This is a genomic window from Mangrovibacter phragmitis, from assembly GCF_040429585.1.
Classification (GTDB): domain Bacteria; phylum Pseudomonadota; class Gammaproteobacteria; order Enterobacterales; family Enterobacteriaceae; genus Mangrovibacter; species Mangrovibacter phragmitis.
In genome coordinates this window covers 5,382,715-5,406,711 of the sequence record NZ_CP134782.1, presented here as the reverse complement: position 1 = coordinate 5,406,711, position 23,997 = coordinate 5,382,715, and the positions used below count along the sequence as shown (strand labels likewise).

At 52.0% G+C, this 23,997-nt stretch carries 11 protein-coding genes, 3 tRNA genes, 4 rRNA genes and 1 pseudogene; 14 read left to right on the top strand and 5 right to left on the bottom strand.

The window, feature by feature from the left end; translation table 11 throughout:
- The first annotated feature begins 580 nt into the window (after positions 1-580).
- The 11 genes and pseudogenes from MPHASIOC01_RS25910 to aceK form a co-directional block, all read left to right on the top strand.
- Positions 581-2,122: ribosomal RNA gene (locus MPHASIOC01_RS25910) — 16S ribosomal RNA — on the top strand.
- 75 nt (positions 2,123-2,197) lie between these two features.
- A tRNA-Ile gene (locus MPHASIOC01_RS25905) sits at positions 2,198-2,274 on the top strand.
- A gap of 113 nt (positions 2,275-2,387) precedes the next feature.
- Positions 2,388-2,463 (top strand) — tRNA-Ala (locus tag MPHASIOC01_RS25900).
- A 161-nt stretch (positions 2,464-2,624) separates the two neighbouring features.
- Positions 2,625-5,529, top strand: a 23S ribosomal RNA gene (locus MPHASIOC01_RS25895).
- Between the two features lie 98 nt (positions 5,530-5,627).
- Positions 5,628-5,743 (top strand): 5S ribosomal RNA (rrf, locus tag MPHASIOC01_RS25890).
- A gap of 36 nt (positions 5,744-5,779) precedes the next feature.
- A tRNA-Thr gene (locus tag MPHASIOC01_RS25885) sits at positions 5,780-5,855 on the top strand.
- Between the two features lie 34 nt (positions 5,856-5,889).
- Positions 5,890-6,005, top strand: a 5S ribosomal RNA gene (gene rrf, locus MPHASIOC01_RS25880).
- Together the 16S, 23S and 5S rRNA genes with 3 tRNA genes alongside form the textbook arrangement of a ribosomal RNA operon.
- Positions 6,006-6,392: 387 nt before the next feature.
- Entirely contained in the window at positions 6,393-7,322 is a 930-nt protein-coding gene (gene metA, locus MPHASIOC01_RS25875; protein WP_353613586.1) for a homoserine O-succinyltransferase, read from the top strand.
- 252 nt (positions 7,323-7,574) lie between these two features.
- Entirely contained in the window at positions 7,575-9,173 is a 1,599-nt protein-coding gene (aceB, locus tag MPHASIOC01_RS25870) for a malate synthase A (RefSeq protein WP_353613585.1), read from the top strand.
- A gap of 102 nt (positions 9,174-9,275) precedes the next feature.
- Positions 9,276-10,583 (top strand): isocitrate lyase, encoded by a 1,308-nt coding sequence (gene aceA, locus MPHASIOC01_RS25865; RefSeq protein ID WP_353613584.1) that lies wholly within the window; start codon positions 9,276-9,278, stop codon positions 10,581-10,583.
- Between the two features lie 90 nt (positions 10,584-10,673).
- Positions 10,674-12,395: pseudogene (gene aceK / locus MPHASIOC01_RS25860) on the top strand (bifunctional isocitrate dehydrogenase kinase/phosphatase); the annotation flags it as partial.
- 57 nt (positions 12,396-12,452) lie between these two features.
- Here aceK and MPHASIOC01_RS25855 read toward each other — a convergent pair.
- Together MPHASIOC01_RS25855 and iclR are read right to left on the bottom strand one after the other, a co-directional pair.
- Positions 12,453-13,052, bottom strand: a complete 600-nt coding sequence (locus MPHASIOC01_RS25855; RefSeq protein ID WP_156519027.1) for a hypothetical protein — start codon at positions 13,050-13,052, stop codon at positions 12,453-12,455.
- A 36-nt stretch (positions 13,053-13,088) separates the two neighbouring features.
- Positions 13,089-13,925 carry a glyoxylate bypass operon transcriptional repressor IclR gene (gene iclR, locus MPHASIOC01_RS25850; protein ID WP_064596809.1) on the bottom strand — a complete coding sequence of 279 codons (837 nt, stop codon included), beginning with the start codon at positions 13,923-13,925 and terminating at the stop codon, positions 13,089-13,091.
- 197 nt (positions 13,926-14,122) lie between these two features.
- Here iclR and metH point away from each other — a divergent pair, with 197 nt between their 5' ends.
- Positions 14,123-17,806, top strand: coding sequence for a methionine synthase (gene metH / locus MPHASIOC01_RS25845; protein WP_353613583.1), 3,684 nt, complete (start codon positions 14,123-14,125; stop codon positions 17,804-17,806).
- Positions 17,807-17,933: 127 nt separating this feature from the next.
- On the opposite strand, the gene MPHASIOC01_RS25840 is transcribed toward metH, so the two are convergent.
- Together MPHASIOC01_RS25840 and MPHASIOC01_RS25835 are read right to left on the bottom strand one after the other, a co-directional pair.
- Positions 17,934-19,274: an amidase gene (locus MPHASIOC01_RS25840; RefSeq protein ID WP_353613582.1), complete on the bottom strand. Its 1,341-nt coding sequence runs from the start codon at positions 19,272-19,274 to the stop codon at positions 17,934-17,936.
- 3 nt (positions 19,275-19,277) lie between these two features.
- The gene (locus MPHASIOC01_RS25835; protein ID WP_064596805.1) at positions 19,278-20,099 is read right to left on the bottom strand and encodes an MBL fold metallo-hydrolase; all 822 of its coding nucleotides are present in this window, start codon (positions 20,097-20,099) and stop codon (positions 19,278-19,280) included.
- An 81-nt stretch (positions 20,100-20,180) separates the two neighbouring features.
- On the opposite strand from MPHASIOC01_RS25835, the gene MPHASIOC01_RS25830 reads away from it, so the two are divergent.
- Both MPHASIOC01_RS25830 and MPHASIOC01_RS25825 read left to right on the top strand, forming a co-directional pair.
- Positions 20,181-21,140, top strand: a complete 960-nt coding sequence (locus MPHASIOC01_RS25830; protein ID WP_353613581.1) for a LysR family transcriptional regulator — start codon at positions 20,181-20,183, stop codon at positions 21,138-21,140.
- A 159-nt stretch (positions 21,141-21,299) separates the two neighbouring features.
- On the top strand, positions 21,300-22,928 hold the full coding sequence (locus MPHASIOC01_RS25825; protein WP_064596802.1) for a Na/Pi cotransporter family protein: 1,629 nt from the start codon (positions 21,300-21,302) through the stop codon (positions 22,926-22,928).
- A gap of 61 nt (positions 22,929-22,989) precedes the next feature.
- Here the strand turns inward: MPHASIOC01_RS25825 and panS are convergent, their stop codons facing one another.
- Positions 22,990-23,922, bottom strand: a complete 933-nt coding sequence (gene panS, locus MPHASIOC01_RS25820) for a ketopantoate/pantoate/pantothenate transporter PanS (RefSeq protein ID WP_064596799.1) — start codon at positions 23,920-23,922, stop codon at positions 22,990-22,992.
- Positions 23,923-23,997: the final 75 nt, after the last annotated feature.

Here is a 23,997-nt window from a genome sequence, read left to right as displayed (position 1 = left end):
GAAGAGTGTGAGTGCTGCTTTGTTCTATCTATATGTACTGCGATTAATACATCTAATAAAGAAAAGCAGGACTGACACCCTTCATAAAGTGGGTCTGCGAAAACGCGGGTGCATTGTAGCGAAAACGTTTGCGTGACGCTCGCAAAATTTCCTCATCAACAATGATTGTGGATAACTCTGTTGATAAGCAGGTATAAATCCGGGTTTTGCTGGGGAATGCAGCACTCAGTCTTTTTTATGCAAATTTTCTATTGCAGCAAAATCTGAACTCCCTATAATGCGCCTCCATCGACACGGCGGCACGCTTCACTGAGTGCAGTAAGCCGGGGAGATAAAGAGAAAAAATCCTGAAAAATTGGGTTGACTCTGAAAGAGGAAAGCGTAATATACGCCACCTCGCGACAGCAGGCAGAATGCCGGGTCGCACTGCTCTTTAACAATTTATCAGACAATCTGTGTGGGCACTCATAAGCACTGATATCTTAACGTCGAAAGACGCTAAAAATTATCAAGTCTTAAAGAGTGACTAACAGTTAATTCATTACGAATAAACAGTTTAATTCTTTGAGCATCAAACTTTAAATTGAAGAGTTTGATCATGGCTCAGATTGAACGCTGGCGGCAGGCCTAACACATGCAAGTCGAGCGGCAGCGGGAAGAAGCTTGCTTCTTTGCCGGCGAGCGGCGGACGGGTGAGTAATGTCTGGGAAACTGCCTGATGGAGGGGGATAACTACTGGAAACGGTGGCTAATACCGCATAACGTCGCAAGACCAAAGAGGGGGACCTTCGGGCCTCTTGCCATCAGATGTGCCCAGATGGGATTAGCTTGTTGGTGAGGTAACGGCTCACCAAGGCGACGATCCCTAGCTGGTCTGAGAGGATGACCAGCCACACTGGAACTGAGACACGGTCCAGACTCCTACGGGAGGCAGCAGTGGGGAATATTGCACAATGGGCGCAAGCCTGATGCAGCCATGCCGCGTGTATGAAGAAGGCCTTCGGGTTGTAAAGTACTTTCAGTCAGGAGGAAGGTGGTGAGCTTAATACGCTCATCAATTGACGTTACTGACAGAAGAAGCACCGGCTAACTCCGTGCCAGCAGCCGCGGTAATACGGAGGGTGCAAGCGTTAATCGGAATTACTGGGCGTAAAGCGCACGCAGGCGGTCTGTCAAGTCGGATGTGAAATCCCCGGGCTCAACCTGGGAACTGCATTCGAAACTGGCAGGCTGGAGTCTCGTAGAGGGAGGTAGAATTCCAGGTGTAGCGGTGAAATGCGTAGAGATCTGGAGGAATACCGGTGGCGAAGGCGGCCTCCTGGACGAAGACTGACGCTCAGGTGCGAAAGCGTGGGGAGCAAACAGGATTAGATACCCTGGTAGTCCACGCCGTAAACGATGTCGACTTGGAGGCTGTGCCCTTGAGGCGTGGCTTCCGGAGCTAACGCGTTAAGTCGACCGCCTGGGGAGTACGGCCGCAAGGTTAAAACTCAAATGAATTGACGGGGGCCCGCACAAGCGGTGGAGCATGTGGTTTAATTCGATGCAACGCGAAGAACCTTACCTGGTCTTGACATCCAGAGAATCCTGCAGAGATGCGGGAGTGCCTTCGGGAGCTCTGAGACAGGTGCTGCATGGCTGTCGTCAGCTCGTGTTGTGAAATGTTGGGTTAAGTCCCGCAACGAGCGCAACCCTTATCCTTTGTTGCCAGCGGTTAGGCCGGGAACTCAAAGGAGACTGCCAGTGATAAACTGGAGGAAGGTGGGGATGACGTCAAGTCATCATGGCCCTTACGACCAGGGCTACACACGTGCTACAATGGCGCATACAAAGAGAAGCGAACTTGCGAGAGTAAGCGGACCTCATAAAGTGCGTCGTAGTCCGGATTGGAGTCTGCAACTCGACTCCATGAAGTCGGAATCGCTAGTAATCGCGGATCAGAATGCCGCGGTGAATACGTTCCCGGGCCTTGTACACACCGCCCGTCACACCATGGGAGTGGGTTGCAAAAGAAGTAGGTAGCTTAACCTTCGGGAGGGCGCTTACCACTTTGTGATTCATGACTGGGGTGAAGTCGTAACAAGGTAACCGTAGGGGAACCTGCGGTTGGATCACCTCCTTACCTTAAAGATACGGTCTTTTGCAGTGCTCACACAGATTGTCTGATGAAAAGAAAAACGGGCAGTAAAACTTCTGCAGGCTTGTAGCTCAGGTGGTTAGAGCGCACCCCTGATAAGGGTGAGGTCGGTGGTTCAAGTCCACTCAGGCCTACCAAATTTTCCCTGATACGGTGTTGCAAAATGACTCACATACTGAAAAGTATGCTTCGTCATTCTGCGCCTTGTCTCAGTGAAAATTACGGGTAACAGAACGTTGTATGACTCGATGGGGCTATAGCTCAGCTGGGAGAGCGCCTGCTTTGCACGCAGGAGGTCTGCGGTTCGATCCCGCATAGCTCCACCATCCCTGTCCGTTAAAATAGTTCAGAGTGTACTGAATCAGTATGCTGTGAAGTATTATGCTCTTTAAAAATCCGGAACAAGCTGAAAATTGAAACACTGAACAACGCAAGTTGTTCGTGAGTCTCTCAAAACTTACAGCACGAAGACATCTTCGGGTTGTGAGGTTAAGCGACTAAGCGTACACGGTGGATGCCCTGGCAGTCAGAGGCGATGAAGGACGTGCTAATCTGCGAAAAGCGCCGGTGAGGTGATATGAACCGTTATAACCGGCGATGTCCGAATGGGGAAACCCAGTGTGACTCGTCACACTATCATTAACTGAATCCATAGGTTAATGAGGCGAACCGGGAGAACTGAAACATCTAAGTACCCCGAGGAAAAGAAATCAACCGAGATTCCCCAAGTAGCGGCGAGCGAACGGGGAAGAGCCCAGAGTCTGAATCAGCAGGTGTGTTAGTGGAACGGTCCGGAATGGCCGGCGATACAGGGTGAAAGCCCCGTACACGAAAGCGCACCCGTTGTGAGCTCGATGAGTAGGGCGGGACACGTGGTATCCTGTCTGAATATGGGGGGACCATCCTCCAAGGCTAAATACTCCTGACTGACCGATAGTGAACCAGTACCGTGAGGGAAAGGCGAAAAGAACCCCGGCGAGGGGAGTGAAAAAGAACCTGAAACCGTGTACGTACAAGCAGTGGGAGCCCCTTAATGGGGTGACTGCGTACCTTTTGTATAATGGGTCAGCGACTTATATTCTGTAGCAAGGTTAACCGTATAGGGGAGCCGCAGGGAAACCGAGTCTTAACCGGGCGTCCAGTTGCAGGGTATAGACCCGAAACCCGGTGATCTAGCCATGGGCAGGTTGAAGGTTGGGTAACACTAACTGGAGGACCGAACCGACTAATGTTGAAAAATTAGCGGATGACCTGTGGCTGGGGGTGAAAGGCCAATCAAACCGGGAGATAGCTGGTTCTCCCCGAAAGCTATTTAGGTAGCGCCTCGTGAATTCATCTCCGGGGGTAGAGCACTGTTTCGGCTAGGGGGCCATCCCGGCTTACCAACCCGATGCAAACTACGAATACCGGAGAATGTTATCACGGGAGACACACGGCGGGTGCTAACGTCCGTCGTGAAGAGGGAAACAACCCAGACCGCCAGCTAAGGTCCCAAAGTCATGGTTAAGTGGGAAACGATGTGGGAAGGCCCAGACAGCCAGGATGTTGGCTTAGAAGCAGCCATCATTTAAAGAAAGCGTAATAGCTCACTGGTCGAGTCGGCCTGCGCGGAAGATGTAACGGGGCTAAACCATGCACCGAAGCTGCGGCAGCGACACTAAGTGTTGTTGGGTAGGGGAGCGTTCTGTAAGCCGGTGAAGGTGTGCTGTGAGGCATGCTGGAGGTATCAGAAGTGCGAATGCTGACATAAGTAACGATAATGCGGGTGAAAAACCCGCACGCCGGAAGACCAAGGGTTCCTGTCCAACGTTAATCGGGGCAGGGTGAGTCGACCCCTAAGGCGAGGCCGAAAGGCGTAGTCGATGGGAAACAGGTTAATATTCCTGTACTTGGTGTTACTGCGAAGGGGGGACGGAGAAGGCTGTGTCATCCGGGCGACGGTTGTCCCGGTTTAAGCGTGAAGGTGGAGTGACCAGGCAAATCCGGTTACTCATTAACACTGAGGCGTGATGACGAGGCACTACGGTGCTGAAGTGACAGATGCCCTGCTTCCAGGAAAAGCCTCTAAGCTCCAGGTAACACGAAATCGTACCCCAAACCGACACAGGTGGTCAGGTAGAGAATACCAAGGCGCTTGAGAGAACTCGGGTGAAGGAACTAGGCAAAATGGTGCCGTAACTTCGGGAGAAGGCACGCTGACATGTAGGTGAAGTCCCCCGCGGATGGAGCTGAAGTCAGTCGAAGATACCAGCTGGCTGCAACTGTTTATTAAAAACACAGCACTGTGCAAACACGAAAGTGGACGTATACGGTGTGACGCCTGCCCGGTGCCGGAAGGTTAATTGATGGGGTCAGCGCAAGCGAAGCTCCTGATCGAAGCCCCGGTAAACGGCGGCCGTAACTATAACGGTCCTAAGGTAGCGAAATTCCTTGTCGGGTAAGTTCCGACCTGCACGAATGGCGTAATGATGGCCAGGCTGTCTCCACCCGGGACTCAGTGAAATTGAACTCGCCGTGAAGATGCGGTGTACCCGCGGCAAGACGGAAAGACCCCGTGAACCTTTACTATAGCTTGACACTGAACATTGAGCCTTGATGTGTAGGATAGGTGGGAGGCTTTGAAGTGTGGACGCCAGTCTGCATGGAGCCAACCTTGAAATACCACCCTTTAATGTTTGATGTTCTAACCTGGCGCCATAATCTGGCGTGGGGACAGTGTCTGGTGGGTAGTTTGACTGGGGCGGTCTCCTCCTAAAGTGTAACGGAGGAGCACGAAGGTTGGCTAATCCTGGTCGGACATCAGGAGGTTAGTGCAATGGCATAAGCCAGCTTGACTGCGAGCGTGACGGCGCGAGCAGGTGCGAAAGCAGGTCATAGTGATCCGGTGGTTCTGAATGGAAGGGCCATCGCTCAACGGATAAAAGGTACTCCGGGGATAACAGGCTGATACCGCCCAAGAGTTCATATCGACGGCGGTGTTTGGCACCTCGATGTCGGCTCATCACATCCTGGGGCTGAAGTAGGTCCCAAGGGTATGGCTGTTCGCCATTTAAAGTGGTACGCGAGCTGGGTTTAGAACGTCGTGAGACAGTTCGGTCCCTATCTGCCGTGGGCGCTGGAGAATTGAGGGGGGCTGCTCCTAGTACGAGAGGACCGGAGTGGACGCATCACTGGTGTTCGGGTTGTCATGCCAATGGCACTGCCCGGTAGCTACATGCGGAAGAGATAAGTGCTGAAAGCATCTAAGCACGAAACTTGCCCCGAGATGAGTTCTCCCTGACTCTTTAAGAGTCCTGAAGGAACGTTGAAGACGACGACGTTGATAGGCCGGGTGTGTAAGCGCAGCGATGCGTTGAGCTAACCGGTACTAATGAACCGTGAGGCTTAACCTTACAACGCCAAAGATGTTTTGGTGTGAGAGAGACGAAATTTTCAGCCTGTTGACGGATTAAGATTCATGGCCGTGAGGCGGTGAATGAAACAGAATCTGCCTGGCGGCAAGAGCGCGGTGGTCCCACCTGACCCCATGCCGAACTCAGAAGTGAAACGCCGTAGCGCCGATGGTAGTGTGGGGTCTCCCCATGCGAGAGTAGGGAACTGCCAGGCTTCAATTTAAAAACCTGCTAAAGCAGGTTTTGTTGTGCTGATATGGCTCAGTTGGTAGAGCGCACCCTTGGTAAGGGTGAGGTCCCCAGTTCGACTCTGGGTATCAGCACCAGTTATTCGGTAGAGTTCGGCAAAGAAAGAATTTGCCTGGCGGCAACAGCGCGGTGGTCCCACCTGACCCCATGCCGAACTCAGAAGTGAAACGCCGTAGCGCCGATGGTAGTGTGGGGTCTCCCCATGCGAGAGTAGGGAACTGCCAGGCTTCAATTAAGAAGAACCCTCAGCGAAAGCTGGGGGTTTTTTGCTTTATAAATCCTCATCCTGCCTGTTAATCTGCGGCTATATACCTTCCGGTCTGAAAATACAAACACGCTTCAGCCGCCATTCTGCTGTTACACGATATCCCTCACTATTTTCACCCAGCCCGTTATTTTCACCCAGCCCACTACACACCACATCCCTGGTTGGTATTTTACTTTTCTGATAAATGCATCAGTATATATTTTGAACACAGAAGACGTGCTCCCCGTGCACAGTCGTGAAACATTTTCACCTTCTGGATGCAGACTCGACATTTTCCTCAATCCTGGTTATTGTTGGCTGTCTGGATGTCTAAACGTTTAAACGTATGCAGTGAGGATATAAGGTTATGCCAATTCGGGTACCTGATGAGTTACCAGCAGTCAACTTCTTGCGGAATGAAAATGTATTTGTGATGACATCATCACGCGCACGAGTACAAGAAATCAGGCCACTTAAGGTGTTGATTCTCAACCTGATGCCGAAGAAGATCGAAACGGAAAACCAGTTTTTGCGTTTACTCTCCAACTCACCGCTGCAGCTGGATATCCAGTTATTACGTATTGACCACCGGGAATCCCGTAATACACCGGAAGAACACCTCAATAACTTCTATTGTGATTTTGAGGATATACGCCACGACAACTACGATGGTCTGATTGTCACCGGTGCACCTCTTGGCCTGGTAGAGTTCAATGATGTGGCATACTGGCCGCAAATCAAACAGGTTCTGGAATGGGCAAGAGAGCATGTTACGTCCACCCTGTTTGTCTGTTGGGCGGTACAGGCGGCGCTTAACATTCTCTACAATATCCCGAAGCAGACACGCGAGGAAAAGCTGTCAGGAGTGTATGAACACCATATTCTGCAACCCCACGCACTGCTGACGCGAGGGTTTGATGATTCATTTCTGGCACCGCACTCACGCTATGCCGACTTCCCGGCATCAATGATTCGTGACTATACCGACCTTGAAGTTTTTGCCGAATCTGAGGATGGTGATGCTTACCTGTTTGCCAGCCGTGACAAACGCCTGGCATTCGTCACCGGCCACCCTGAGTACGATGCAACAACGCTGGCCAACGAGTATTTTCGTGACATAGAGGCCGGGATCGCGCCGGTCATACCGCACAATTATTTTCCCAATAACGATCCACAAAATAAACCTCGTGCCACCTGGCGTAGCCACGGTAATCTGTTGATCACCAACTGGCTGAACTACTTCGTTTACCAGATCACACCATACGATCTGAGCCATATGAATCCTACGCTCGATTAACTAAAGCGTTTCAGCAAGTTATCAGGCACCTTCGGGTGCCTTTTTTATTTGTGAAATTTACTTCCTTCAAAAAAATAAATTTAATTCATTATTAAACAATGAGTTAAAACAAAATAAATCAAAAAATGGAAATTGTTTTTGATTTTATATAAAACTGGATTAGGCTTATTCTTGCTGGGTGAAAAGTACACAACAGTGCTTCTCATCCTTCATGGGAGCGCGTTGGCAAGGCAAAATCCGGAGGACAGTGACATGACACAACCAACGATAACAGAAGAAATTATTTTTAATCAGCAATTTACTGAAAATGAAAAACAGATATTAACGCCAGATGCCGTGGCATTTCTCAATGATCTGGTGAGCACATTCACGGATCAACGTAATGATTTACTGGCTGAGCGAGTGAAAGTTCAGCAGGATATTGACAACGGAAATTTGCCAGATTTCATTTCGGAAACTGCTTCCATAAGAAATAGTGACTGGAAAATTCGTGGTATTCCGGCGGATTTGCAGGATCGCCGTGTAGAAATTACTGGCCCCGTTGAGCGCAAAATGGTGATCAACGCACTCAATGCCAACGTCAAAGTCTTTATGGCAGACTTCGAAGACTCACTGGCACCCTCCTGGGATAAAGTTATCGAAGGCCAAATCAACCTGCGTGATGCTATCAATGGCACGATAACCTGGACCAATGAGAACGGCAAAATCTACCAACTTAAGCCCAACCCGGCGGTACTGATTTGCCGTGTAAGAGGCCTGCACTTGCCTGAAAAACATGCCACCTGGCGCGGTGAAGCAATTCCGGGGAGCCTGTTCGATTTTGCCCTCTATTTTTTCCACAATGCCCAAACACTGCTTGCGAAAGGTAGTGGGCCCTATTTCTACCTGCCAAAAACTCAAAGCTGGCAAGAGGCGGCCTGGTGGAGCGAAGTATTCAGTTATACGGAAGACCGCTTCTCACTGCCGCGCGGCACCATTAAAGCCACATTGCTGATTGAAACGCTTCCGGCTGTTTTCCAGATGGATGAAATTCTCCATGCGATGCGTGACCATATTGTTGGCCTGAACTGTGGCCGCTGGGACTACATTTTCAGCTATATCAAAACGCTGAAAAACCATCCGGACCGCGTGTTGCCAGACCGCCAGAGTGTCACGATGGATAAACCATTCCTGAGTGCCTATTCCCGCCTGCTCATTAAAACTTGTCATCGGCGTGGCGCTTTTGCGATGGGCGGCATGGCGGCGTTTATTCCCAGCAAAGACAGCGAACGGAATGAATGGGTGCTGAACAAAGTCAAAGCGGACAAAGAGATGGAAGCCACCAACGGGCATGATGGCACCTGGATTGCTCACCCAGGTCTTGCAGACACCGTTATGGAGGTCTTTGACAAAGCGCTGGGTGGCAACCAGAACCAGCTCGCTATTACCAGGCAGCAGGATGCACCTGTCACTGCAGAACAACTACTTGAGCCCTGCCCGGGAGCACGTACTGAAGAAGGCATGCGTGCCAATATTCGTGTGGCGGTGCAGTACATCGAAGCCTGGATCTCCGGCAATGGCTGCGTTCCGATTTATGGCCTGATGGAAGATGCTGCAACCGCGGAAATTTCCCGTACTTCAATCTGGCAGTGGATTCATCATGAGAAAACCCTGAGCACTGGTCAGCCCGTCACTAAAGACCTGTTCCGCCAGATGCTCGCCGAAGAGATGTTAGTGATTCAGGAAGAACTGGGTGAACAGCGTTTCTCACAAGGGCGTTTCGATGAAGCCGCCCGGTTGATGGAACAAATCACCACATCGGATGAACTGATCGACTTCCTGACGCTGGCTGGCTACCGCTTACTGGCCTGACAGTCCCTGAATTGCTGGCGGCGAACAAACCTCACGAGGCGAAATCGCTGTAACAAATTGCACCTGGTCTGCCAGGTAAACAAAACACATGGAGCACTGCAAATGACCCTTACCCGTACCCAACAAATCAAACAATTAGAACAAGAATGGCAACAACCCCGCTGGGAAGGCATCCGCCGCCCTTATAGCGCTGAAGACGTAGTAAAACTGCGTGGCTCAGTGAATCCGGAATGTACGCTGGCACAGCTGGGGGCGGCGAAGCTGTGGCGTCTGCTTAATGGCGAATCCAAAAAAGGGTATGTAAACAGTCTTGGCGCACTGACGGGTGGCCAGGCATTACAACAGGCCAAAGCTGGCATTGAAGCGATTTATCTTTCCGGCTGGCAGGTAGCCGCCGATGCCAACCTGGCTTCCAGCATGTATCCGGACCAGTCGCTCTATCCGGCGAACTCGGTACCATCGGTTGTTGAACGTATTAACAACACCTTTCGTCGTGCCGATCAAATTCAGTGGTCTGCGGGTATTGATCCGGAAGACTCGCGTTATATCGACTACTTCCTGCCGATCGTTGCGGATGCAGAAGCAGGATTTGGTGGCGTACTTAACGCCTTTGAACTGATGAAATCCATGATCACCGCAGGTGCAGGGGCCGTTCACTTTGAGGACCAACTGGCCTCAGTGAAAAAATGCGGCCACATGGGCGGAAAGGTACTGGTGCCAACTCAGGAAGCGGTTCAGAAACTGGTCGCCGCTCGCCTGGCAGCGGATGTAATGGGCGTTCCCACTTTGCTGGTTGCACGTACAGACGCCGATGCTGCCGATTTGCTCACCTCAGATTGTGACCCATACGACCAGGCGTTTATTACTGGTGAACGCACCAGCGAAGGGTTCTATCGCACCCAGGCCGGAGTGGAACAGGCTATCAGCCGTGGCCTGGCCTATGCGCCGTATGCCGACCTGGTGTGGTGCGAAACCTCTACGCCAGACCTGGAGCAGGCACGCCGTTTTGCCGATGCCATTCACGCGCAGTTCCCAGGCAAATTACTCGCTTACAACTGTTCGCCTTCCTTCAACTGGAAAAAGAATCTGGACGACAACACGATTGCCCGCTTCCAGGAAGAATTGAGCGCCATGGGTTACAAATTCCAGTTCATTACACTGGCGGGGATCCACAGCATGTGGTTCAACATGTTTGACCTTGCCCATGCCTATGCTCAGGGAGAAGGCATGAAGCATTATGTGGAAAAAGTACAACAGCCTGAGTTTGCTGCGGGTAAAGATGGTTACACCTTTGTGTCTCACCAGCAGGAAGTGGGCACCGGCTATTTCGATAAAGTGACCAATATAATTCAGGGTGGAACATCGTCTGTAACCGCGCTGACTGGCTCAACGGAAGAAGCACAGTTCTGATTTCCCGTCACTTCCTCCGGGAATCTGTGCGGGTGGGCAGGATGCTCACCCGCATTTCTCTTTGTGTGCGCTTTTTATCAGGGGATACCTATGTCTCGTGGGCTGGAATTGTTGATTGCACAAACCATTTTGCAAGGTTTTGACGCTCAATATGGCCGTTTTCTTGAAGTGACCTCAGGGGCACAACAACGTTTCGAGCAGGCAGACTGGCATGCGGTTCAGCAGGCAATGAAACAGCGAATTAACTTATACGACCATCATGTCGGACTGGTGGTTGAGCAGTTACGCTGTATTACTGAAGGCAAAGCCACGGACAGCGCATTTCTGCTGCGGGTAAAAAAAGAGTACACCGCACTGTTGCCAGACTACCCACGGTTTGAAATAGCCGAAAGCTTCTTTAATTCCGTTTATTGCCGCCTGTTCGAACATCGCTCTCTCACGCCTGAGCGCCTGTTTATTTTCAGCTCCCAGCCGCCACAACGTTTCCGTCCAAATCCACGCCCACTGGCAAAACAGTGCATTCCCCATCATGGCTGGCAGGCACTGTTGACTACCTTGTTAACTGATTTACCTTTACGCCTGCCCTGGCAAAATTTGCCAAGGGATGTGAGCTACATCCTGCGTCATTTGCGGGAAACATTAGGGGAAGAAGTACTGGCGGAGTGTTCGCTGGATGTCGCAACTGAATTATTTTACCGCAATAAAGCCGCGTGGCTGGTAGCAAAGCTGGTACAACCCGGTGGTGATATTTTGCCATTTTTGTTACCCATACACCGCACATCAGACGGGCAACTGGTCATTGATACCTGCCTGACCAACCCCGGCGATGCCAGTATTGTCTTTGGTTTCGCACGCTCCTATTTCATGGTTTATGCCCCACTGCCTGCGGCATTAGTGGAGTGGCTGCGCGGCATCCTGCCGGGCAAAACCACCGCTGAGCTTTATATGGCGATAGGCTGCCAGAAGCACGGTAAAACAGAAAGCTACCGCGAATATCTGGAGTATGTGAACCACACCAGCGAGCAGTTTATTGAGGCACCTGGGGTGCGTGGCATGGTGATGCTGGTGTTCACCTTACCGGGGTTTGACCGGGTGTTTAAAGTGATTAAAGACCAGTTTGCTCCTCAGAAAGAGGTGAATGAAGAACGAGTACGCGCCTGCTACCAACTGGTAAAAGAGCATGACAGAGTCGGGCGCATGGCCGACACCCAGGCTTTTGAAAATTTCGTTATCGATAAACGCCAGATAAGCCCTGCCTTACTGCAATTACTGCGTGAAGAAGCCCCCAAGAAAATCACCGAAGAGGGGAACAACATCATCCTTGAACATCTGTATATTGAACGCCGTATGGTGCCGCTGAATATCTGGCTGGAACAAGTGGAAGGCCAGGCCCTGCGGGATGCAATAGAAGAATACGGAAACGCGATTCGCCAACTGGCTGCCGCGAATATTTTCCCCGGCGATATGCTATTTAAAAACTTTGGCGTCACTCGCCACGGGCGCGTCGTCTTTTATGACTACGATGAAATTTGTTACATGACCGAAGTGAATTTCCGTGATATTCCCCCAGCCCGTTATCCGGAAGATGAACTGTCAGGTGAGCCATGGTATAGCGTCTCTCCGGGGGATGTTTTCCCCGAGGAATTCCGCCACTGGTTGTGTGTTGACCCGCGCATTGGACCATTGTTTGACGAAATGCACGGGGATTTATTCAGAGCCGAATACTGGCGTACCTTACAGGCCCGAATCCGCTCAGGCCATGTGGAGGATGTCTATGCTTACCGGCGTAAACAACGCTTTAATCAGCGCTATGAAATTCTGGATTGTGAATCAGCTACGGCTACGGCTGGTCACAACACGCCAGGGTCTTCAGATACCCGGTTCCTCAAAGCTGCTGAAACTACTGTAGCTACTGCCTCTGCTTTGCCAGGAGGACACCGAACTCAAGGCTCCGCCACTCGACAAAGAGCCCTGTGAAGAGAAGTCGATTCTGTTGTACAGATACTCGGGAAGCAAGAGCCGGATATGTGGCAACAGGTTGGTACGCAAGTGCGAGGGTGGGAGATAATGCCCACTGCGGTTCGACCACGAAGTCAGTGCTGCGTTAACAAAATGCATTTCTCCGGCAAACAGAACAGCCTGGTTGTTGCTCAGTGACGTATGTCCATCGATATAAAACGGCTCCATGTCCACAGTATGTGTGAGCATATCAAGGATCTTACCGCAATAGACTGTACCCGGCTCTGAAACCAGAACGACGAAAATGAAATTGCCCTGCAGCGCAGGCATTTCACTGCACCCCGGAGAAGGGCGCAAAAAGTAGTGTTCAGCATTATGGCGCATGAGCACAAATTTCTGCGCAGGTGTTGCCATTTGCTGGAATGCACTGTTCTTCCTCGGTATGGGCGTGAAACGTGCGCGTTGCTCATACAAGGCGGTGAGTTGTGTCGAAAATGTGGTGGTTAACATTGTTAACTTTCCTTCCATGGGTAAATGTATATTTACTTACTGGCGCTGCCCACCCCACGCCAGTGTCAGCTCACGCGTGGCTTTAATCACCATTGCGCCTAACTCAGTGACACGGTCGTCGGTAATCCGGGATATCGGGCCAGAAATCGAAATTGCGGCAAATGGCTCTTTGTGTTCATCATACAGGCAGGAGGCAATGCAACGCAGGCCCAGCGCATGCTCTTCGTCATCAAATGAATAGCCACGTTTGCGGATTTGCAGCAGGTCTTCTTTCAGCAATAACGGGGATGTCAGTGTCGCGGGGGTATAAGCATGCAGGCCCTGGCGGTGCAGTAACCCGGAAACCTGGTCTTCGTTTAAATTTGCCAGAAATGCCTTACCTGCACCGGAAGCATGCATAGGCAGTTTTCCACCAATGGGGGCTGACATCCGCATCAGTTGCGTGCATTGTACCTGGTCAATAATAATTGCCTGGTGGTCGCTCATATCCAGCACGGCCAGGTTAACGGTTTCTCCAGATGCTTCCATCAGCTTGCGCAGTTCCGGGTGAACGATGGCCAGCAAGTTACGGCTCTGTAAAAAACTGCTGCCAACAATAAACGCATGTGCGCCAATCGCCCAGTGTCCTAATTCACCAACCTGGCGAACAAAACCCTGTTGTTGTAATGTAGTTAGCAGGCGGTGTGTGGTGGAATTTGGCAAACCAGCCTGCTGAGCCAGCTCAGTCAGTGCTACATTGCTTCCTGATTCTGCTATCCACTCCAGCAGTTTTAACCCGCGCGTAAGGGATTGCACCTGGCCGGTTGCTGGAGCGGGCGCTGCCGCCGCAGAACGGGGTTTTTTCCCGCGTTTTGCCGGAATCGCTGTTGCCATGATGGGCTCCTCTTTCTGTATCGTGGAAATTGTTTTCGTTTTATCTAACGATAATGCAACTGAAAAAAAACTGCCAGATATTACCAACCTGAACATGTCTCATGTCTGGCTACTTTTCCCCTGACGTAACTTGTGCCAGTATGGTCTGCTGGTCTTTTCGCCAGCAGCACCGCGTTAATCAGAAGTTGGGAGTCAGAGTGAGCAAGCAGGTCGAAACACTTCATCAGGCGTTAGAAAAACGCATTCTTATCCTCGATGGTGGTATGGGTACCATGATCCAGAGCCACCGTCTGGGCGAACAGGATTACCGGGGTGAGCGCTTTGCCGACTGGCCTTGCGATGTCAAAGGTAACAACGACCTGCTGGTATTGAGCCGCCCGGCGCTGATTGCTGATATTCATAACGCGTATTTTGCTGCGGGCGCAGATATTGTTGAAACCAATACTTTCAACGCCACGACCATTGCGATGGCCGATTACCAGATGGAGTCCCTCTCGGCAGAAATCAACTATGAGGCAGCTCGCCTGGCTCGCCAGTGTGCCGATGAGTGGACTGCGCGCACACCAGAAAAACCACGCTATGTCGCCGGGGTACTTGGCCCGACAAACCGTACCGCGTCTATCTCGCCTGATGTTAACGACCCGGCTTTTCGTAATATCACCTTTAATCAACTGGTGGATGCTTACCGGGAATCTACCCGGGCGCTGGTTAACGGCGGTGCAGATCTGATTCTGGTTGAAACCATCTTTGATACGCTGAATGCGAAAGCGGCGATTTATGCCGTAGAAACCGAGTTTGAGGCACTGGGCGTTGAATTGCCCATCATGATTTCCGGAACTATTACCGATGCCTCAGGCCGCACCTTATCAGGCCAGACGACTGAAGCGTTTTACAATGCCTTACGCCATGCCTCACCGCTCTCTTTTGGCCTGAACTGTGCCCTGGGGCCGGATGAACTTCGCCAGTATGTTGCTGAGTTATCCCGTATTGCGGAATGTTATGTTACCGCACACCCCAATGCCGGGTTGCCCAATGCCTTTGGTGAATACGATTTAGGCGCCGCTGAAATGGCGCGCCAGATAAAAGAGTGGGCGCAGGCTGGTTTCCTGAATATCGTAGGGGGTTGTTGCGGCACCACACCTGAACATATTGCGGCCATACATGAGGCCGTTTCAGGTGTTGCACCGCGTAAACGCCCGTCACTGCCGGTGAACTGCCGGTTATCCGGCCTTGAGCCACTGAATATTGGCCCGGAAACCTTGTTTGTAAACGTGGGGGAGCGTACCAACGTCACCGGGTCAGCTAAGTTCAAACGGCTTATCAAAGAAGAGAAATACGGTGAAGCACTGGATGTCGCGCGCCAGCAAGTAGAAAACGGCGCGCAAATCATCGACATCAACATGGACGAAGGCATGCTGGATGCCGAAGCGGCTATGGTGCGCTTCCTGAATCTGATTGCCGGTGAGCCTGATATTGCCCGGGTACCAATCATGATTGACTCATCCAAATGGTCAGTCATTGAAAAAGGGCTGCAATGCATTCAGGGCAAAGGCATTGTCAACTCTATCTCCATGAAAGAAGGCGTGGACATCTTTATTGAACACGCCCGCCAGGTACGGCGTTATGGCGCGGCTGTGGTAGTGATGGCCTTTGATGAAACCGGCCAGGCTGATACCCGCGAACGGAAAATTGAAATTTGCCGCCGGGCTTACCAAATCCTCACTGAGCAAGTGGGGTTCCCGCCGGAAGATATTATTTTCGACCCGAATATTTTTGCCGTTGCCACCGGGATTGAAGAACACAACAATTATGCACTGGATTTTATTGGTGCCTGTGAAGACATTAAACGCGAATTGCCTCACGCCCTGATCTCGGGCGGTGTTTCTAACGTTTCGTTCTCTTTCCGTGGCAACGACCCGGTGCGTGAAGCCATTCACGCCGTGTTCCTCTATTACGCCATTCGTAACGGCATGGACATGGGGATTGTGAATGCCGGGCAACTGGCCATTTACGACGATCTCCCGGCTGAACTGCGTGACGCCGTGGAAGACGTGGTGCTGAACCGGCGTGACGATAGCACCGAGCGTTTACTGGAGTTAGCCGAAAAATACCGTGGCAGTAAAACCGATGACAGCGCCAATGCCCAACAAGCTGAGTGGCGCAGTTGGGAAGTGGTGAAACGCCTGGAATATGCCCTGGTCAAAGGTATCACCGAGTTTATTGAGCAGGATACCGAAGAAGCACGCCAGAACGCCGACCGGCCTATTGAAGTTATTGAAGGCCCGTTAATGTCTGGCATGAATGTGGTGGGTGATTTATTTGGTGAAGGCAAAATGTTCCTGCCGCAGGTGGTGAAATCTGCCCGGGTAATGAAACAGGCAGTTGCCTATCTTGAACCCTTCATTCAGGCCAGCAAACAGGCCGGTACCAGTAACGGGAAAATCGTTCTCGCAACGGTTAAAGGTGATGTGCACGATATCGGTAAAAATATCGTTGGTGTGGTGTTGCAGTGTAATAACTACGAAATCATCGATTTAGGCGTAATGGTGCCGACAGAAAAAATTCTGAAAACAGCGCGCGAACAGAATGCCGATATTGTTGGTTTATCCGGGCTGATAACCCCGTCGCTGGATGAAATGGTGAATGTGGCGAAAGAGATGGAGCGCCAGGGGTTCACCATTCCGCTGCTCATTGGCGGCGCGACAACGTCCAAAGCGCACACGGCGGTTAAAATTGAGCAAAACTACAGTGGGCCAACGGTCTATGTACAGAACGCGTCCCGCACTGTTGGGGTGGTCTCATCGCTGCTCTCCGCGACTCAGTATGGCGATTTTGTGGCCCGGGTGCGTAAAGAGTACGAGACCGTGCGTATCCAGCATGGCCGTAAAAAGCCCCGCACACCGCCAGTTACCCTGGCTGCTGCCCGTGAAAACGACCTCGCTTTTGACTGGGAATTGTATACGCCGCCTGTTGCTCACCGTTTGGGGGTTCAGCCTGTCAGCGTAGGTATCGATACGCTGCGTAACTATATCGACTGGACGCCTTTCTTCATGACCTGGTCACTGGCTGGTAAATACCCCCGAATTCTGGAAGATGAAGTGGTGGGCGAGGAAGCGCAACGCCTGTTTAAAGATGCAAATGACATGCTGGACAAGCTGGTGGCAGATAAATCCCTGACACCGCGTGGTGTGGTGGGCCTGTTCCCGGCTAACCGGGTTGGTGACGACATCGAAATCTATACCGATGAAAGCCGTTCAGCCATAAAAGTAGTCAGCCACCATTTGCGCCAGCAAACAGAAAAAACCGGTTTTGCCAACTATTGTCTGGCAGACTTTGTTGCACCGAAATCCAGTGGTAAAGCGGATTACCTGGGCGCTTTTGCCGTAACCGGCGGGCTGGAAGAAGATGCACTGGCTGCAGCCTTTGACGCACAGCATGATGACTACAACAAAATCATGGTGAAAGCCGTATCTGACCGCCTGGCGGAAGCCTTTGCTGAATATCTCCATGAACGCGTGCGCAAAGTGTACTGGGGTTATGCGCCGGAAGAGAACCTGAGTAACGAAGAGTTAATTCGGGAAAACTACCGCGGTATTCGCCCGGCACCCGGTTACCCTGCCTGCCCGGAACATACTGAAAAAGCTGCCATCTGGGAATTGCTGGATGTCGAAACCCACACTGGCATGAAACTCACTGAGTCTTACGCTATGTGGCCGGGAGCCTCGGTCTCCGGCTGGTATTTCAGCCATCCGGACAGCAAGTATTTTGCAGTTGCCCAAATTCAGCGTGACCAGGTGGAAGATTATGCCCGGCGTAAAAAGATGTCTGTTGAAGACGTTGAGCGCTGGCTGGCTCCTAACTTAGGTTACGATGCAGATTAGTATTGCCAGGTAACCGGCTATTTCGAATTAAAGCGAGTGGTATGTAGCATACTGCCCGCTTTATTTTTTGCATCCTTCCCCGATGCTCAATATTAATGAACCATTACACCAACGCTTCGGCAGTTTTTCAGATGCGGCCTCTGGCTCCCTCAATCTCTTCTGCTGCCTGTAACAACAAATCTTCACGCCCTTTTAGCGCCAGCAGCTCTACACCTATTGGGTAGCCATTCGCGCTCAGGCCAGCCGGAAGACTGATTGCTGGTGCACCGGTCACAGCAGAGATCAGCGCGTTGCTGCCTTCCTGGAGTTCACCCAGTCTGACAGGCGGGTGCCGCACTACAGGAAACGCCAGCAAGTTAATCTGTTGGTGGATAAAAAACTGCTCCAGTTGTTGGTAAAGCGCTTCCTGGCGCTGTTGCACTTGCGGGTAAGAATCGCTGTCTGTGCCTGGGTGCTGTGCACGGGTTTTCAGTACCGTTTCCAGTTGTGGGTGATACAGGCCAGAGGCCGCTATTTCAGGGAGCGTGTGGTACTTCACCTGGGGTTTATCTGCCAGCCAGACTGCCAGTGCGTCGGCAAATTCCCAGGCAATAATATTTGCCTCTGCGGCCAGGCTTGCCAGCTGTGGCCAGCTCACATCCTGCGGCATAAACGGGGCCAGAGATTCACGCACGCACTGGTTTATTTCTGTTTCCTGTGGCGCAAAACCTTCCTGCCAGAAGCCAATCCGCAACGATTCATGGGGTTGTGCAAACACCTTACCACTCAGGATCTCGGCGGCCAGGCGTAAATCATGCACTGAACGGGCCAGCGGGCCAGGGATATCCTGAGTCGGCGACAGGGGCACGATACCCTGTGTGTTCAGGGCACCGCGCGTCATACGCAGCCCCGGCAGGCCATTAAATGCCGCAGGAATACGCACCGAACCCGCAGTGTCCGTACCTATTGCCAGCGGGACATAACCTGCGGCAACGGCAACGGCAGAACCGCTACTGGAGCCACCAGGCGATAATCCCTCAACCCAGGCGTTATGGGTGAACCCACTCAGTGAAGAGGCACCCGTTATTCCGGCGGCCAATTCATGCATGGCGGTTTTACCTATTAAAATCGCGCCTTCATTACGCAATGTTTGTACCAGTGGCGCGTCCTGTGTAGCGATGACCTCACGCAGTACAACGGAGCCTGCGCTGGTGGGCCAGCCTTTTACTTCAATATTATCTTTAATGAGCACCGGAATACCGGCCAGTCGGCCTGTGTCGTCACCGTGCTGTCGTCGTATATCGCTTTCCTGCGCTGCTGCGAGGGCTTCATCAGCGAATAGCCAGGTGATAGCGTTATAACGTGATGCGTCCACTTCAGTGATACGTCTGAGAGCAAATTTTGCCAGCTCAACAGCCGTCACTGTTTTTTCTGCCAGAGCTTGTTGTAACTCGCTGAGTGAGGCAGCCAGGTAGTCAGTGTACTGCATGAATTACACCTCCAAAGGTAGCCATTGCCGGTCAGGTGTTACGCGCCCACACGAGCTGCCGGCAAAGTGTGAACTGAACCAGATTGCCTGATGTTTTGCACACCAGTCTATAACGCGCTGGCGTGAGGCAATGGCTTGCGGGAGATCTTCACAAAACCGGGAGTTCCAGTGGGGGTGCTGAAACTGAATGGGGTGGTGCATGACATCACCGGCAAATATCGCGTGTTCACCGGCACTTTCCAGCACAATGGATGCATGATCCACACTGTGGCCTGGTGTTGAGGTATAACGCAGCACCCCGGCAAACAGCGTATCTTCGCGTACATCCACGGCGTCCAGCAGGCCGTTCTTGAGCAGGGGCAGAATGCTGTCGTGGTACAACGCCTGAGTTGCCGGGTTGTTCTGCACATGTGCCAGTTCCGTGGCAGAGCAAACATAACGTGCATTGGGGAACCCAGGCTGCCATTTCCCGTCTTGCAGGCAGGTATTCCAGCCAACATGGTCGGTATGAATATGGGTCATCATTACCAGCGTTACTTCTTCCGGTTTTATGCCGGTTTGGGCCAGATTGTCCTGGTAAGGTGTTTGCAACTGGTGAAACAGTGGGTGGTTATTCCGGTCGCGCCCGTTCCCCGTGGCAGTATCAATAACCACGGTATGGCTACCGCTACGCACCAGCCAGCTGTGAATGGAAATATCCGCAGGCTGTTGTGCTAACTGGTTGCCCATCTCGCCACTGTGTGCCGCAAACAACGTAGCGAAAGGAAACGCTGCCGTTTGCTCTGTGACTTTTTGAATCAGACAGTTACCAATTTGGATAGTCATTACAGACTCCTTACTTTATGGTGAAAACCAGAGCAGCTGACTATACTTTTTTGAATGTAATTAATTAAATTGATTAAATTTATGGAAAGCATCAATGAGAGTGATTTTTCGCGTATTGATCTGAATTTATTGGTTGTTTTGTTAGTGATGTACCAGGTGCGTAGCGTTACTCAGGCCGCAAACCGGCTGTATTTAGGCCAGCCTGCGGTGAGTGCGGCACTAAAAAGGCTGCGAGAGATGTTTAATGACCCGCTATTTGTGCGCACCTCACAAGGAATGGCACCTACACCCAGAGCTGAAAAACTGGTACAACAATTTGCCCCGCTGATGCAGGGTTTGCACCGCGCTATTTTCACACCAGAACATTTTGACCCGGCGAGTGACTCGCGCAGCTTTACCATTGGCATGAGCGACTGGGTAGAACACTGGTTAATGCCAGAGCTTGTGGCGGAGTTATCGGCCTGCGCCCCCCACATTACTATTAAAGTAGTGGTAACTGATCCCTGGCAGGCGGTGCCATTAATGGAGCAGCAACAGGCAGATCTTGCGGTAACGGTGGGTAATGAGACCAGCAGGGATCTCACCCGTGAAAACATCGCCTGCGCTGGTTTTTCTTCCCTGTGGGATTACCGGCAAATTCCCTGCAATCGGCCGTTAACGCTGGATACCTTTTTGCGTTATGAACATGTGCTGGTGTCGTACCGTGGAGCCAGTGAAAGTGCGCTGGATAACGAGCTACAACAACGGGGCCGGGCGCGCCGTGTACGTTATGTCACGCCGAATTTTTCTGCACTACCGTTGTTGCTGCGCCGTTTGCCGCTGTTCGCCACAGTACCACAAGGGCTGGTTCATTCATGGTGTGAGTTATATGGCCTGCAGGCGGCTCCGGTACCAGTAAACATGCCGGATTATACGTTGTCGTTGCTGTGGCATAACGCCCGCCACGAAGACCCGGCCAGCCGCTGGCTGCGCGCTACGGTGCGCGAATGCATTACCAGTAAACTCGCGGCACAGAGCGCACGAGTCACCAGGCCTGGTTAGCAGGCCTGCGGGGGAGGGCAAAGCCAGGCACATCTGCCCATGCTTTTGCCCCTTGTCTTTTCTTTACAAGCCAGCACATATACTGATTAATCAGGTTGCTATGAAATGGTACAAGACCGGTGGGTATAAACCCCGGCTGACAATAAAAAAGGAGTGCCTTTGCTGACATTACTTCATTTGCTTTCGGCGATTGCCATGCTGGTATGGGGAACACATATTGTACGCACCGGCGTGATGCGCGTGTTTGGCGCGCGTTTACGCAGTGTGCTCAGTGGCAGTATTTCACGTAAACCCATGGCGTTTTGCGCGGGTATTGGTGTTACAGCCCTGGTGCAAAGTAGCAACGCGACTACGTTACTGGTGACATCGTTCGTTTCACAGAACCTGGTGGCTCTGGCACCTGCCCTGGTGATTGTGCTGGGAGCCGATGTCGGGACTGCGCTGATGGCGCGAATTCTGACATTTGACCTTTCCTGGCTGTCGCCGCTGCTGATATTTATTGGCGTAATCTTTTTCCTTGGTCGCAAACAAACACGGGCCGGGCAACTGGGGCGGGTAGGGATTGGCCTCGGGCTGATTCTGTTGGCACTGGAGTTGATTGTGCAGGCGGCCACACCCATCACTCAGGCTTATGGCGTTAAAGTGATTTTCGCTTCGCTGACCGGCGATATCTTGCTGGATGCGTTAATTGGCGCGGTGTTTGCGATTATCAGTTATTCCAGCCTGGCGGCAGTATTGCTGACTGCCACATTAACCGCAACCGGCGTTATCGCTTTCCCGGTTGGGCTGTGTCTGGTGATTGGTTCAAATCTGGGTTCCGGCATTCTGGCGGTGATTAACAACAGTGCCGCCACACCCGCTGCACGGCGGGTTGCGCTGGGGAGCCTGTTATTCAAACTGATTGGCAGCCTGCTGGTACTGCCCTTTGTGCATGTCCTTGCCCGGGGAATGCAGCACCTGCCAGTGTCTGACTCAGAACTTATCATTTATTTCCATGTGTTTTACAACCTGATTCGTTGCCTGGCCATGCTGCCTTTTGTGGACCGGATGGCGCGGTTGTGCAGTACGCTGGTTAAATCACCACCGGAGCTGGATAACAGTGTGCGGCCGAAGCACCTGGACAGCTCCGCCCTGAGCACCCCTGCGCTGGCGCTGGCGAATGCGTCGCGGGAGACCCTGCGCATGGGTGACCGTGTGGAGCAAATGCTCTCATTGTGGCAAAGAGAACTGAAAGGCGAGCCGCGGCTGGAAAAGATATTGCGTAATCTGGCGGAAGAAGTTGATGTACTGCATAACGCTATTAAGCTGTATCTGGCTCGTATTCCACGAGATGAACTGGCTGAGGAGGAATCCCGGCGTTGGGCGCATATCATTGAAACATCCATGAACCTGCAGCAGTCTGCTGAAATTATTGAACGGATGGGGATTGAGGTGGCGGATAAGTCGTTGTCTGCCCGGCGGGCGTTCTCACCACAAGGTATGGAAGAACTGGATAATTTGATAAACCAACTGGAAGAGAACCTCAAGCTTGGCGTGTCGGTGTTTTACTCAGGGGACGTATCCAGCGCCCGACGCTTGCGCAGGCACAAGCACCGCCTGCGGATCATGATTCGCCGTTATTCTCACGCCCATGTTAACCGCCTGCATGAGCAAAACGTGCAAAGCATTGAAACCAGTTCACTGCACCTTGGTTTGCTGGGGGATATGCGGCGTTTGAATTCCTTGTTCTGCGCAGTGGCTTACACTGTGCTGGAACAACCTGACGACGACGAACGCGAAGAGAGTTAATTGCCCGCCAGGCACATATTGTGCCTGGCGAGTAACCCAACAACAGCCCCGGAAATCGGGGTTATTTTTGGGCTTCTGTTTTCTGTTTTACCGGCTTCCCGGACCAGTAACCCGCCAGCAACGACCCGGACAGGTTATGCCACACGGAAAACAGAGCGCCAGGCAATGCGGCCAGCGGCGTAAAGTAAATTTTCCCCAGAGCCGCAGCCAGGCCAGAGTTCTGCATACCGACTTCCAGCGCCAGAGTACGGCAGGTGGATTCATCGAAACCAAACAGCCGCCCGCCCCAGTAACCACCCAGCAACCCAATCGCGTTATGCAGAATAACGGCCACAATCACCACCAGGCCAACCGAGGCAATGTTTGCCGCGCTACCTGCCACCACCGCAGTAATAATGGCGAGAATACACACCATCGAGAACGCGGGTAGCCAGGGCTCAATGGCTTTGACCAGCCGTGGCAGAGTATGGTGAATGACCAGTCCCAGCGCAATTGGGATGATGACGATTTTCAGGATACTCAGCAGCATGCCTGCGATATCCACCTGAATATCGGCAGCAACATACAGCCGGGTCAGCAGCGGTGTGGCAAATACGCCCACCAGAGTGGAAACAGACGAAATAGTGACAGACAACGCCACATCGCCTTTTGCCAGAAAGATCATCACATTCGAAGCCGTGCCACTGGCAACACTGCCAACCAGAATCATCCCGGCAGCCAGGTCGGGTGGCATCTGGAACAGTTTGGCCAGTGCCCAGGCGGCTAACGGCATAACCAGGTAATGCAGGAAAATCCCGGCAGCAACTGGTGCCGGGCGTGACAGCACACGCTTGAAATCATCCATCTTCAGGTGCACGCCCATGCCAAGCATAATCAGCATCAACAACGTGGTAATCCAGGGGCCAATGGGTGTGAACGTGGCAGGCGTGTAATACGCCATAACAGAAAGCAGTACGGCCCAAAGTGGGAACAGCCGCGTGAGAACAGTTAACATGGTTTTTCCTTGCAGGTTGTGGTGTTTATAGTGTTTTTATTGGGTGTTTCTTATATTTTTTGCCGCTATTCACTA